General features: G+C 52.4%; 11 protein-coding genes. 2 read left to right on the top strand and 9 right to left on the bottom strand.

All coding sequences use genetic code 11. The annotated features are described in order from the left end of the window. Window positions 1–5: 5 nt before the first annotated feature. The 8 genes from BJU60_RS11765 to BJU60_RS11730 all read right to left on the bottom strand — a co-directional run bounded on the left by BJU60_RS11765 (window position 6) and on the right by BJU60_RS11730 (window position 9,601). Window positions 6–1,538 carry an alpha-glucosidase gene (locus tag BJU60_RS11765; protein WP_070329042.1) on the bottom strand — a complete coding sequence of 511 codons (1,533 nt, stop codon included), beginning with the start codon at window positions 1,536–1,538 and terminating at the stop codon, window positions 6–8. 35 nt (window positions 1,539–1,573) lie between these two features. Next, window positions 1,574–4,792, bottom strand: a complete 3,219-nt coding sequence (locus tag BJU60_RS11760) for a GH36-type glycosyl hydrolase domain-containing protein (protein ID WP_083274132.1) — start codon at window positions 4,790–4,792, stop codon at window positions 1,574–1,576. Then, window positions 4,789–6,942 carry a glycoside hydrolase family 3 N-terminal domain-containing protein gene (locus BJU60_RS11755; RefSeq protein WP_070329041.1) on the bottom strand — a complete coding sequence of 718 codons (2,154 nt, stop codon included), beginning with the start codon at window positions 6,940–6,942 and terminating at the stop codon, window positions 4,789–4,791. Before BJU60_RS11755 ends, BJU60_RS11760 begins: the two co-directional genes overlap by 4 nt. 283 nt (window positions 6,943–7,225) lie before the next feature. Next, on the bottom strand, window positions 7,226–7,714 hold the full coding sequence (locus BJU60_RS11750) for a hypothetical protein (protein WP_141737248.1): 489 nt from the start codon (window positions 7,712–7,714) through the stop codon (window positions 7,226–7,228). Continuing rightward, window positions 7,711–8,163, bottom strand: a complete 453-nt coding sequence (locus BJU60_RS11745) for a hypothetical protein (RefSeq protein ID WP_070329039.1) — start codon at window positions 8,161–8,163, stop codon at window positions 7,711–7,713. Before BJU60_RS11745 ends, BJU60_RS11750 begins: the two co-directional genes overlap by 4 nt. 17 nt (window positions 8,164–8,180) lie before the next feature. Next, on the bottom strand, window positions 8,181–8,663 hold the full coding sequence (locus BJU60_RS11740; RefSeq protein ID WP_070329038.1) for a hypothetical protein: 483 nt from the start codon (window positions 8,661–8,663) through the stop codon (window positions 8,181–8,183). Window positions 8,664–8,674: 11 nt separating this feature from the next. Continuing rightward, the gene (locus BJU60_RS11735) at window positions 8,675–9,133 is read right to left on the bottom strand and encodes a hypothetical protein (protein ID WP_070329037.1); all 459 of its coding nucleotides are present in this window, start codon (window positions 9,131–9,133) and stop codon (window positions 8,675–8,677) included. Between the two features lie 12 nt (window positions 9,134–9,145). After that, the gene (locus tag BJU60_RS11730; RefSeq protein ID WP_070329036.1) at window positions 9,146–9,601 is read right to left on the bottom strand and encodes a hypothetical protein; all 456 of its coding nucleotides are present in this window, start codon (window positions 9,599–9,601) and stop codon (window positions 9,146–9,148) included. 150 nt (window positions 9,602–9,751) lie between these two features. Between BJU60_RS11730 and BJU60_RS11725 the strand changes: the two genes are divergently transcribed. Both BJU60_RS11725 and BJU60_RS11720 read left to right on the top strand, forming a co-directional pair. Beyond that, the gene (locus tag BJU60_RS11725; protein ID WP_070329035.1) at window positions 9,752–10,957 is read left to right on the top strand and encodes an MFS transporter; all 1,206 of its coding nucleotides are present in this window, start codon (window positions 9,752–9,754) and stop codon (window positions 10,955–10,957) included. 21 nt (window positions 10,958–10,978) lie between these two features. Continuing rightward, on the top strand, window positions 10,979–11,410 hold the full coding sequence (locus tag BJU60_RS11720; protein WP_236634146.1) for a MarR family winged helix-turn-helix transcriptional regulator: 432 nt from the start codon (window positions 10,979–10,981) through the stop codon (window positions 11,408–11,410). 41 nt (window positions 11,411–11,451) lie between these two features. Here BJU60_RS11720 and BJU60_RS11715 read toward each other — a convergent pair whose 3' ends face one another. Next, window positions 11,452–12,492: a flavin monoamine oxidase family protein gene (locus tag BJU60_RS11715; RefSeq protein WP_070329033.1), complete on the bottom strand. Its 1,041-nt coding sequence runs from the start codon at window positions 12,490–12,492 to the stop codon at window positions 11,452–11,454. Window positions 12,493–13,219 lie beyond the last annotated feature (727 nt).

Genomic DNA, 13,219 nt, shown 5'->3' with positions numbered 1-13,219 from the left:
TTCTGTCAAAAATTATAACATATGAACGCTTCATACGGCCGTAGCATTGGTGACTCGACCTGCTCTGTGGCAATCAATCGGTCCCCGCATTCAACCGGTATCGGTACCGTGTCCGGAGACAGATTCACGACGACAAGGAGTGGTGTCTCCTCCGCGAGGAAGCGGCGATACACGTACAGATGATCTTCGGTCGGAACGAGTTCATACGCCCCGTCACGTAGCACTCGATTCGTCCGACGCAGTGCAATCAGTTCTCGGTACAAGTGAAGCAGACTCGTTTCATCCAAGCGCATCGTCGAGACGTCCCTACCTTCGTCGTGGTGAAGCGACCGAAGCCACGGTGTTCCCGTGCTGAACGTGTCCGCTCCTTCCCCCCATGCCATCGGAAGCCGGGCGTGATCACGTCCTTTCATTCGAACGGCATCAAGCGTTCCACCCGTCCCTAAATAATTTAGCGTCTCGACGTCTTGATAATCCTCTGGCGCGATCATACCGTTCGTCATACCGACCTCTTCTCCTTGATAGAGGAATGGGATTCCTTTCAACCCGTATAGGAGGACCGCGAGCATTTTCGCTGCTCGCTCGTCACCGTCATACCATCTTGAAATGGCGCGAGGCTGGTCATGGTTGTTCCAGAACAGGCTATTGCGTCCCTCGGCCGCAAACGCCCGTTGCCACGTGTCGAGCGTGGCTTTCAGCCGCGACGGCTCGAACGAGGCGAGCTTCCATTTGCCTTGCCCCACTTGTTCGTCAAGGGCACAGACTTCAAAATTAAAGACGACGTCTAATGAACCGTCCCGTTGCAAAGCTAGAATTTCGTCCCGGGTCAATCCGCCCGCTTCACCGACAAGAAGCATAGAAGAGGCATCGACTTGCGCCACTAAATCTTTTAAGTAGCGGCGCATCAACGGAAAGTCGAGCCATCGTTTGCGGTCGACATCTTTCCCGATCAAATCGATGACGTCAAAACGAAAACCCGTCACCCCGCGCTCGGCCCAAAACGCCAAGACGCCCGCCATCTCCGTCCGTACTTGCTCATTCCCCCAATTCAAATCCGGTTGCTCCGGGGCGAACGCATGGAAATAGTACTGGCCCCGGACCGGTGAATACGTCCACGTCCCGCCCCCGAAGAACGAGCTCCATTCGTTCGGCGTATCGCGCCAAATGTAGAAGTCGCCGTATGCTCCTTCCGGGTCACGCTCGGACTGGAGGAACCAATCATGCTGATGCGACGTGTGGTTGGCGACGATGTCCATCATGATGCCGATCCCTCTATCTTTCGCTTTTCGGATCAACTCGTCCATATCTTCCATCGACCCAAACATCGGGTCGATCCGCGCATAGTCCGCGACGTCATAACCGTTATCGTAACCGGGCGAGACGTATACCGGATTCAGCCACACCATGTCAATCCCAAGCCATTCCAGATAGTCGAGACGCCCGATGATGCCTCTTAAATCACCGACCCCATCACCGTCGCTGTCTTGAAAGCTCTTCGGATACACTTGATAGACCGTGTTCACTTGTTTTGCGTCCATATGATCCTCCTATTAAGAAAAGGGTGACGAATTCGTCACCCTTTCACCGTAATCACTAACTCATTCTTTTCCTTGGCGTAGCGTAAAAATTCATCTTTTTCGATGCGTTGTCCTGCCTCTCGGTAAGGATTCGACAGAGCATGACCAGTCAACTTCTGACCGTTCAGCGTCACGCTCGGGTCACCCTTGCGGAACTGAATCGTCGTATCCGCACCAAAGAGGCGGAGCTGGACATGCATATCGGCATCCACGATCGGATCGAGCTCGACATGGTTTGTCCCGAGACGAATCCCGAGGTAGTTCGAAACGAGCTGGTTGAACCAGATTCCCGGTCCACTCGAATAGATGCGCCATCCCGCTTTCACGGGTACTGTCCCATCTTTCAAGCGGTCGAATTGCGACTCCGCTGCGTAGCGGTCAGCGAAGTCCCCGTCCGAGCTACTGAAGTAGGCGTTCCGTTGCCGTGGTGCGGCATTTTTCACTTCGTCCATCCGGACCGGGTTGATCATGTTGAAGGCCGGGCGAATCTTCTCACGATGTCCTGCTTTCGCGAGCGCCTCGATGTAACGGATATGGGCGTGCACGTATTGCAGTCCGATCTCCCGACCGAAGTTTGCCGCCTGCTCGGCCCGCATAAAGTGACGGCTGACGCCGCCGCGGTATTCAGCCGGCCGGTTCATGAGACGAACCCCGTCCGGGAACGTCAAATGCGTGGCGATCAAATCAAAATTACGTGTCATCTGGTCTTGATCGACAAGTTCCGCGATGACACTGCGCGTCATCGGCAACAAGCGGTAGCGCATCGGCAACGTTTCATCAGACGGGTGGAGCATCGCCTCAAACCGTCCATCGACTTCTTTCAAGAACCCTGCGATCACACCGTCACGGATCATCTCGTCGGTGAACTGTTTGCGGATGATTTGGCTCAACTCGCCTAGACGTTCTGCCAAAGCAGACGTTGGCAACTGTTCATGCAACTGACGGAACGCTTGGTACGTCAAGGTGACCGTCCATGAACTGATCAAGTGACGTTTCAACTCTTCGTCGGCCGGTTGCAGCGTATCGTCCCAATCGCCCCCACCATAAGCGGAGAAGACCGAGCCGTCGACGAAATGCTCTTCAATGAATCCGAGCGCGCGTTCGACGTGTGCATAAAGTGTAGCGTTCGCCTCCGCTTTACCGTCCCGGTCGCGGAACGGAATCGTTTCATCGAGGCACGTCACGTCCTCAGTCCGGCTCAAATAATCCGAGAGCGCCTTGAGAGGCCAGACGATGACGTCACCATGGCTATCTTCTTGTTGGATGCCCGCATATTCATCGAACATGAACCATTGCGGCCAGTCCCCATCTTTGAATTGATGGCTGAAAATCACGAGGAGAAGTTTACGCGCCTCGTCAAAGTGACCGGTCGAAAGCAAGAACTCCATCGGTCCTTGCGACACGTCCCGCGTCCCCCAAGCGGCTCCGCCATATTGCTCAAGACCGTGCGGTGACTGGTAGTGGACCCGCATGTTTTGGACGTACCATAGCGCCTGAATATTCAACGCCTCGATGTCCGGTGTCTCACCTTCAAGTGTGAGCCCGTTCATATAGCTGTCCATCCATGTACGGTAAGCGTGTAGCTCCTGCTTTTCATCTAGCTCGAACGGAGTGTGCGTCGCCAGACCAAGGTGCATCGTCACACGCTCACTCGGCTCGTAAGCCATCCAGACGAGATCGTCCTCGAACGGTTGATCGAACCAATCCGATGTTTTGAGGAGTTGGAACGGCTGATCGCTCTCGATTGCATACGTCAGATCAGGTCGTATCCCGGCGCTGTCTGACGTCTCATCCGCCTTGAATACGAGCCGGTTGTCCGTCTGCTCCATGTGGAACGGGGCGACGTACTCTTGCGTGTTCATCGCGATCTGGTTACTCATGACGAAGCGTCGCGGTTGCGACGATTCGACGGTCGTCTTGATGACTGGAGCATCCGAAGCGATGAACGTACGGACGACGATCGTCTCCCCGTCTAGCTCGTAGCGCCACACTGCCTCGTTCAGCCGCATCTCGAACAGGCTCGGCATCGTCAACAAACGGTATGCCCCGTCCATCTCGACATAGATGCGCTGCCCTGAAGTTTTCGGGACGTTGAGCGGGTTGCGGACGTTGGTCGTCCACTTGTTGAAGTTTGTGTTGCCGTAAACGATGTGCGAGTTGAAGACGCCGTTCATGAACACGGTCGTCGCAAGCTTCGACTCGTCCGGCATCAGGCTGCCGGCGTTCAATAAGATGTTGCCGTGACTCCGTTCAACGAGGTGCTCTTTCGCCGCCAACACGACGTGCGCGCCCTCTTCTGTGAAGAAGGACAAGAGCTGTCCGTCTTCCGTCTCCTCGAGTCGGCGCACCGGATAGAGGCGCTCGACTTCGGTCATCGTGAGCCCGGCTCCGCTGATTGGTTGGAACGGTTGGCGAAGACGCGGACGCGGACGTACTGTTTGTTCGACAGGCGCTCCCGCTTCGACCGTTACGAAACGCTCGATCGATTGCTCGGTCAGCGCCTCTGGATGATCTTGAACGAATGACAATTCGAACGCGATTTCTCGGTCCGTCCCCATGTCCAACGTTTCGGTCCGAAGCGTCGGCAAGGCGAACTCATATTGATACACGCGGGAAGGCAATGCCCCGTCTAGCCCCGCGGCCCGTCCAGTCAATTTATACGATGTCCCATACACGTCAAATCCGTCCGTCGCATATTCTGCGATGGCTCGGGACGACGTCATCCGAATCGCCGGGAACCCGGTCGACTGCTTTTGGTTTTGGCGGGCCATCAGCGCCGCACCCGTCTTCACATAGTCGATATACTGGGCCATGTACGCCTCGTTCGTGCGGACACCGCCTTCATCAGCGAGCCCGAGATCTTGGACGTATGTGACGTCGAATCGACCTGTCCCTTCGAATGTCGCATCAAAGCGAACGCCAGTGTCACTGAGCGTCCCCCGTACTTCATAAGCGAACTCAGGGTATCGCCCGGACCAAACGATTTCCTGGCCTGAGGCCACGAAATCACTAGGTGAATGAAGCCCAAGCAACGGACGGGCAACCCCTTTCTCATATCGGACGTAGAGGTTGGCCATTGAGCCATCAAATGGATGGTGGATCAACTGGTTGACCATGATCGGTCCGGTTTTTAATTGACGGATATCTCCCATCGGAGTGAGCGAGAGGCTCACGTCTCCAGCTGTCAGCGTCGTCTGTTCGGTTAATACATTCACGTCGTACACCTCGTTTTTGTTTTTAGTTCAAAAGATTTTGCCAATACGTCACGGCTGTTCGGGCCCACAAAGAGCGTAAACGTTCCAGGGTCGGCGTCAAACGTACCGTTCGGCTGAAGATAGCGGAGCATGTCTGCTTCAACAGTGAACGTTACCGTCACAGACTCACCTGCTTCGAGCGTCACTTTGTCGTACCCTTTCAATTGCTTGACGGGCCGCGAGACTTTGGCCACTTTGTCTTGGATATACCATTGGACGATCTCGTCTGCCGTCGTCGTCCCATCATTCCGAATGACAACCGTCGCCTCGACGATGCCGTCCGTTACTTCTTTGACGATGAAGTCGTTGTAACTAAACGTCGTGTATGTCATGCCATATCCGAACGGGAAGAGCGGCTCGTTCGGCGCGTCGAGATATTTGCTCGTGTAGCGTGGGTCGGCGTGTTCGATGTCTGACGGACGCCCTGTCCGTAGCGCATCATAGCGGATCGGCACTTGTCCGACGTTGTAAGGAAACGACATCGTCAACTTCCCGGACGGACTGACTTGCCCATACAACAAGTTCACGAGTGCCGAACCGGCCTCGGTCCCCGGATACCAGGCTTCAAGCACTGCATCCGAATGCTCGACAACGTCGCGAAGGTCGAGCGGACGGCCGTTGAACAAGATCGTCACGACCGGCTTCCCGAGCGCCTTCAGGCGTTTAAGCCCTTCGCGTTGCGTCTTCGGAAGACGAATGTCCGTCCGACTGCCGGCTTCTCCACTCATCCATGATGCTTCACCGAGCGCCAAGACGATCACGTCCGCTTGCTCCGCGATACGGCATGCTTCCGTCCAATCAATCTCTGCTTCGACGGTCGCCCCGCCCGTAAACGTATATGGAAGTTCGGCCCGGTCGAACGCTTGTCGCAACGTCACGGCCTCTTCTTTTTTCCCGTAGCCCGCCCATGGACCGAGCACGTCGTTCGAGTCGGCGAACGGTCCGATGAGCGCGACACGTTGCTTTTGTAACGGGAGGACACCATCATTTTTCAAGAGGACCGCACTCTTTTCGGCCAGACGCCGCGCTTGATCACGGTGCTCATCTGACAGATGGAGCGCTGTCTCTTTCGTCTGATCGATCCCTCGGTAAGGGTTGTCGAATAAACCTAACTCTTCTTTTAGCGTCAAAATCCGTAAGACCGCCTCATCGAGTAACGCCTCATCGATCCCTGCTTCAAGCATCGCTTCGATATAGTTAGAATATGCGCCCGACATCATGTCGATATCAACGCCAGCTCGTAGCGCGAGTTCGCCCGCATCCTTCAACGTTTCGGCGACACCGTGGTGAATGAGTTCTTTGATCGCCGTCCAATCCGAGATCAGTACGCCTTCAAACCCCCACTCGCTTCGGAGGATGTCCCGCATGAGATATTCGCTCGCAGTGGCCGGAACACCATGGACGACGTTGAAACTCGTCATCACCATTTTCGCCCCTTCTTCAAGGGCCCGTTTGTAGGCTGGTAGATGGTACTCACGCAGTTCGCGATCGGACACATCGACCGTATTGTAGTCGCGTCCGCCTTCCGGTGCACCATAGGCCGCGAAGTGTTTGACGCAGGCTGCTAGCGCATCTTCTCTCGTCAAATCGTTCGTCTGATAGCCACGGACGAACGCCGCCGCCATCTCCCCGTTCAGCCAAACGTCTTCTCCGGTCGATTCCATGACGCGTCCCCAACGTGGATCGCGTGACAAGTCAGCCATCGGAGAGAACGTGACGTGTAGACCGGAGGCCGTCGCTTCGATAGAAGAAGTGCGTGCCATTTGTTCGAGTCCGTCGAGATCCCAAGAACAGGCCATCGCGAGCGGGACCGGAAAAATTGTCCGGTGCCCGTGGATGATGTCCGCCATGAACAGGAGCGGGATGCCGAGTCGATTATGTCGCAAATAACTTTCCTGCAGTTTTCGCGCTTGCTTCGCGTTGCTGATCCCGATGACCGATCCCATGTTCCACCGATTCTCGTCGGTGATGCCGTCTTCCTTAAGCAGCTCCGCGATCGGTCCGGTGATCACATCTTGCTCGTCATCCGAAAAAATGGATGGCAGTGTCTGAACAAGCTGTCCCACTTTTTCGGCTACCGTCATTTGCTGCACTAATTGTGTCGCTCTCATTCCATCCCGCCTTTATCTCTAATTTGTAAATCGAAACGTTTCACCTGTGTATATCAAAAGTATAAGCGCTTACAAAATGAGATGCAATGGTTTATCGAAACGTTTCTATAAAAAATATAATTTATGGATAAATCTTATCTTTAGGTCAATGACCTTGTTACCTATGCCCTCGGTATTCTCCAACTCTCACAAAGTGGATCCTTATGTGAACTAGCGTCTTTACGAAGCTTATCGATTCATAATTCGAGATTGCTTAATGAAAAAAAACGAACCATGACATGTGTCATTGACTCGTTTTGTGCTCGGTATTCCGTTGTTCTTTTGCTTTGCTCAACACTTTCGCGGTGACATGGTCGTCATCGAACATCAAGATGAATCGATCGAGCCAGCGTGGGGTGAGGATACTGAAAACAATCAAACTGACAATGAGTGCCAGCAGAACTTGAATCGAAACAACACCTGCATGATAGAAAGCGAACAGGCTCAAAATCGCGACGAATCCGATCCATTCGAACACGAAGCCCATGTAGACCCAGCGTGTGTAGCGACGGCTTTCGTTGAACGTGAGCAGGAGCTTCGTCTTACGCCACTCCAGGCATAAATACGGGAAATAGGAGATGGCCAAGACAAACGGGAGCCACGTCGGTGCCATATAGCCGACGACGACCGTGGCGACGAGCCCGGCCATCCAAATCCACCACCGTACAAACCAATGGGTATCGTCTTGTACGAGTAGCTGATTAATGCGTTCTTTTCTCGTCAGGCTAGTCATAGGACACCTCTCGCCGTAGCTAATTCTGAACGAAGCGGTTGCTCGGGGTCTTTGCTGACGGATTTGTTGAATCGGTTATAAAAGAGCGTCAGCACGAGGGCAACACCAACAAACAGTATCCACACCTGCCATGGGGCCACGATTTTATAGCTGACGACACTACCGACTGTGAAGGCGAGCCAACCGATGAGAATCCAGTAGACGTTCCGTGTCGCCCGTTGCACCTCAGGTTTGTCAGACAAACGAGCAAACACATCGGCTTCCTTCCACAAAGATACTATCAGTCCGGCTACTAACAATGCCATCAACCCTGTCCATAACCACCAAATCTCTTCAGCGAGTAGAGAAAAAAAGAAGAATGCAGGGAACGGGGCGAATAACGTCTCCCGCCGTTTCTTCCACTGACTGCGATATGTATCCATTCGGTCTATCCGTTCTTGTTTCGTCATACCGTTTCATTCCTTTTCTAATCATTGATTCCGTCAAGCCAACGCTTCAGTTGCTCACGACTGGCTTTCGCTAGCATACTGGAAGTAACATGTTCCGGATCAAGTTGCAACAGTTTCCGATCAATCCAAAACGGCAACAAGATGGAAGGTGGTGCCCCGATCACCATTGCCCACATGAATCCGTCACGGTTCATGTGGCCCGTCAAAAACAAGGCGACCAGACCGAACAGTAAAAAGAAAGTAAAGCATAGTGAGAAAAAATTCACTTTGATTAAACGACGATACGCCCAGTCGTCATTGAATTGCAGGTAGACAATCGTCTTCTTCCATTCGAAAAATAACGTCGGCACGAGGCCAACAACCGCGATCATGCCGGAGTAAGTCGTCTGCATCATAAAGTAGAGCGCACCCACGAAAAGGAGTACACTGCTCCCAAGCATAAAGCGTCGATACGTTTTGTCGACTTGTAACAGCGCTTGGAATCGAGTTTCCTGGTCCATCAGTCTCCTCCTTAATCTTTGACGTTACCAAGTTTGATGTCGCGACGTCTCGGGTGTTCTGGATCTTCACGCATCAATCGATCTTCGAGCTTTCGTTGAATGCGGTAAAATCCGATTATGACACCGATTACTAAAACAGGTCCCAACCACATTACCCCGAGTCGTCCGGTCAAAAGATAGATGAAAATAAGTAGTGGAACGACAGCAAAATCGTACACATATTGCCTCATGATGATTTGTTTCGCATTATGCTTTCTCGTCAAACTCTTCACAAAACGGCTTTCATAACTGATCACGACACTAATCAACATGAGACTACTAGCTACGCCAACGATGTACCATCCGCTTCCCTGTTCGAATCTTTGAATCGAGAAAACACAAAACATCATCACAATAACCAAGACACTGCGAGCCCACATTAACTTTTGATTCATTTTATAAATGGCGTTGATGCGCTCTTGTTTTGTCATCTAATCCCCTCCTCAAAAACTTTCTCGTTTGACGTCTCGACGCGTCGGTTGCTCGGGATCGATTCGTTTTACCTTCTCATCAAGCAGACGCTCGACAAGCACCAAGGCTAAAGCCGTAAGCGAAAACACTAAAAACGGGACCCAGATGATTGTTTCTAGCTTCATGAGCAACGGGAAAGCGAAACCGATAAAGCCGATCATCACATAATCAAATGCATACTGGATGTGAATGACACGCTTGGCCCGGACCCGCTCGGTAAAACTGCTCATGAACTGACTTTTTCGAACAACAGTAAATCCATACGCCAGCAATGTCGCAATCATCAAACTGCCATATACCAACGCTTGCGTCTCGGTTTGTAAAAATAAGAAGATAAGCACAGCAAGCGGAATCGCAAAACCGAGCCGTACGAGAAGCCATTTCCGATTTCCTTTAATCATTTCATTTAAGCGCTCTTGTTTGGTCATATCGTTCACCTCTTCTATAATTATACGTTTCTCCGCCTCAAAAAGTTCCGTTTTTTTACATTTTTCTCGTCGGTCCGATTTGCTTGACCAGATTCAAATCTCGCTTTATAGTTTAGTTAACTTAACTTTATTTAAAAATGAGGTCTTCTTATGAACTTGCTACACAATTCCCGTTTCATTTTCACTTGGCTGTCCGGCATGACGCTGACGCTCGGTTTTTCGATCTTCTTTTTGAGCATGTCGTGGCTCACGATTGATGTGTTGAGACAACCGGCCCTGCTCGGCATCATCATGACGGCCGTCTCGTTGCCGCGCGTGATCATGATGATGTTCGGCGGTGTTTTCGCCGACCGTTATCAAAAGAGTCGTCTCTTATTTTTGACGAACCTCGGGCAAGGTGTCTTGATGCTCGTCGTCGTCGCGTTGCACTTGGCCGACGCTTATTCCGTGATCGCCTTAATCCTTATCTCGATTGCGTTCGGACTATTGGACGGCATGTCGTATCCGGCACTGTCTTCACTCATCCCGTCACTCGTCAAAAAACATGAGCTCCAACGCGCCAACTCGTTATTCCAAGGGTCGCTCGAGCTCATGTTCGTGATCGGTCCATTTTTAGCTGGTCTTCTGTTGACATGGGGCGGCTTCGGTCTTAGCTTTAGTACGGCGGCCACGCTCATCTTTATCTCTGCTTTCTTGATGATGCCACGGCTGATTCGAGACCATATCCCAGCGGCACAGACGATGTCGCTCAAACACGTCGTCTTTGATTTGAAAGAAGGAATCCGCTACGTCTCGAAGACACCAATCCTACGGAGCGGTACGTTCTCGATTGCGATCGTCAACTTGTTCATCATGGGACCGCTCATCATGAGCATCCCGATCCTCGTCGGTGAACGCGGCGGAACGGCGTTTGATTTGAGTCTAATTGAAGGCGGGCTTGCTGTCGGGACGTTCGTCGCGAGTTTCCTCGTCCTGTTGTTGCGGTCGGTCCACCGCGGCCGCTTCGTTTTCCGCGCCTTGTTTTTGACGATTGTCGCGTTTCTCTTCTACACGCAGGCCGAGTCCGTCCCGATGCTCGCTTTCGCGGCGGCCATGAGCGGCTTCATGCTGATGCTCGTCTATTTACCGGCCGTCACGCTCATGCAAGAGCATAGCGACCAAGATAAGATCGGTCGCGTCATGAGCATCATGGCGCTCGCCGCGTCCGGCCTAGAGCCGATCGCGTTCGCCGTGCTATCAATCCTTGTCGCGTTATCCGTTCCGATTCAAACGCTCCTCATCACGTTTGGTATAATCGGACTAGCATTTAGTATCGTCCTGTATGTGCGGAGCCAGACGTTCCGTGATACACGTTAAGGAATGAAAGGAGAACGGGTTTTGAAAGAGACACGCAAACAACAAGTCATTGAGATGTATCGTCAAGTCGACGAGCTCGACTTGTTGTTCACCAAATACTTTACCGACTTGAACGAGTTTGAACTCAGTTACCAGCAAGAACAGATGTTGCTGCTCTTCAAACGAAAAGACACGTGGACGACGACCGAGATTGCGACGAAGATGAACATCTCAAAAAGTGCGGTCAGCCAAGTGTTGAAAGTGCTCGAGCAACGCCAGTTCGTCCAAAAAGAGAAAAACCCGGACAACTTGCGCGAGAGTTTCATCCGGCTCGGTCCGGTCGGCCTTGACTACTCGAAACAAGTCGACCGAATCGAAGAACAGCTCGCCGAAGAGATGTTCTCTGTGCTCGAGGATGACGAGATGAAGATGATCAATCGCGCACTCGCGTTGATGATTCAGAAGTTCAAATAAAAATGCGTATCGTCCCGACTTGGGAGGATACGCATTTTTGGTTAGAGTTGCTCGACGACCCGGATTGCAGAACGAAGCGCCCCTTCGATATGACCGCCGAACATGGAATCCGTCTCGGTCCCAGCAAGTGAGAGCTTGTCTCCCCAAGAGATGTCGAGCGTAATCGGTCCGTAAACAGGGAAGTCGGTCAACGGTTGGGCATCTTGCGAACTTGCCGTGTCGCGGTCACTCGACCAATCCACGTACAAGACGCCACGCGGCTCGCGCGCCTCTTCCCCGAACAGTCGAACGAGTTGCTCGACGACGAGACGATTGAGCTCGTCCCGGTCAAGCGCGGCCCGCTCAGCAGGCGACAACCGGAAGAAACCGAACAGTGCCCCGTACCCTCCCGGCGCTGACGCGTCATGAATCTCCTGCAACACCCCGGACCAACTCATACCGAGACCCGATAAGCCGGCGTCTCGCCAAAATGGACGATCGTAGACGGCGACCACTTTCGCTTGTCCAGCCATCCACGTCGGTGTAGCCGACAGCTTCGCCTTTGTCGCTTCAGACAGTTCCGGTTGAAACGAGATGCGTGAGACGAGCCGAGGTGGGGTGGCTAACATGACGTGATGGAACGTTTTTGTCCACCCTGCTTCGACTGCGACCGATACCCCGTCTTCTGTCTGGTGAATCGACGTGACGGTCGTCTCGAGTTCGATTGTCCCTTCTGGAAGTCTGGCAGCGAGCGCTGTAGTCAGTGTCGTCATACCGCCTTCAAGTCGCATCGATAGAACGGTCTGTTCGGGTGGCAACGTGTGGCGCTCGATCACGCCAGCTTGCCGCTCGAGCATCAAGTCGCCGGTCGCGTATTGCGGGAACGCCGGAAGTCCGAGCCGGTCGACGAGTTGCGTGATCGTCTTCTCGGTATCCGGCCAATACCACGTCGGACCGAGGTCGAAGCCGTTTTGGCTCAACACCCGTCCCCCGATGCGATCGCGTGCTTCAAACACGGTGACGTCATAGCCTTTTTCGATGAGGAGCGAGGCGGCGTACAGGCCGCTGACGCCCGCCCCGATGATGGCGATTGATTTGCTCATGTAAATACTCCTTCTCTATACGTGGTGCTCCCATTATACTGAAAAAGATACTTCTACATGACTTGAGCGAATCGCTCGAGAAAGGACGTCACGACGTGAAACGAATTTTATATTATCTTTTATTCCCGTATATTTTATTGATGCGTGGGTTGTATCCGTTTATCAAAACAGAAGGTGGGATGACGTATGCTCTCATGCTGTTCTTTATCCCTGGATGGATTCTCGTAATCGAAGATTTACTCCCAGTGCCATTATTACTAGAAACCTTTATCTCACTTTATCTTTCGACAAGTTTGTTCACCCCACTGTATTACTTCGAATCGGATGTCAGACGCAGACGGACAAAACCCGGTTACGTTCCACGCAATGAGCGATGACATCCAAGAAAGGATTTACCAACATGCCTAATTCATTCAAGACGTTCCTTTATCCGTTCCTCGTAGGCATCCGCCTGTTTTCTCGATTTCGCAGAGGAAAGGTTTTCATGTATCTCCTCGCCTATCTATTCGTGTTCTCGTTTGAAGGGCTACTGTTTTTCCAAATCCTCTACGTGCCCGATTTAGTTCGAACCCTCATAATCATGTATCTCATCCTCGGGCTGATTTTCGTCGAGTTTCATTTCGATGATGCAGACCAAAATGAGACGCCCTTGAAAAAATAGACCGTGACAAAAAGTTGGACAAACGTCACATCCATGACTCCCTTCCATTTTGTATGAATTTGGAAG

Origin of the sequence: Exiguobacterium aurantiacum (assembly GCF_001766415.1) — a bacterium.
Classification (GTDB): domain Bacteria; phylum Bacillota; class Bacilli; order Exiguobacteriales; family Exiguobacteriaceae; genus Exiguobacterium; species Exiguobacterium aurantiacum_A.
This window is presented reverse-complemented; position numbering and strand designations above follow the sequence as displayed.

Coding starts and splice junctions, on each gene's coding strand:
- BJU60_RS11765 (WP_070329042.1), bottom strand. CDS start 1,538: ATGGACGCAAAACAAGTGAACACGGTCTATCAAGTGTATCCGAAGAGC.
- BJU60_RS11755 (WP_070329041.1), bottom strand. CDS start 6,942: ATGAGAGCGACACAATTAGTGCAGCAAATGACGGTAGCCGAAAAAGTG.
- BJU60_RS11750 (WP_141737248.1), bottom strand. CDS start 7,714: ATGACTAGCCTGACGAGAAAAGAACGCATTAATCAGCTACTCGTACAA.
- BJU60_RS11745 (WP_070329039.1), bottom strand. CDS start 8,163: ATGACGAAACAAGAACGGATAGACCGAATGGATACATATCGCAGTCAG.
- BJU60_RS11740 (WP_070329038.1), bottom strand. CDS start 8,663: ATGGACCAGGAAACTCGATTCCAAGCGCTGTTACAAGTCGACAAAACG.
- BJU60_RS11735 (WP_070329037.1), bottom strand. CDS start 9,133: ATGACAAAACAAGAGCGCATCAACGCCATTTATAAAATGAATCAAAAG.
- BJU60_RS11730 (WP_070329036.1), bottom strand. CDS start 9,601: ATGACCAAACAAGAGCGCTTAAATGAAATGATTAAAGGAAATCGGAAA.
- BJU60_RS11725 (WP_070329035.1), top strand. CDS start 9,752: ATGAACTTGCTACACAATTCCCGTTTCATTTTCACTTGGCTGTCCGGC.
- BJU60_RS11715 (WP_070329033.1), bottom strand. CDS start 12,492: ATGAGCAAATCAATCGCCATCATCGGGGCGGGCGTCAGCGGCCTGTAC.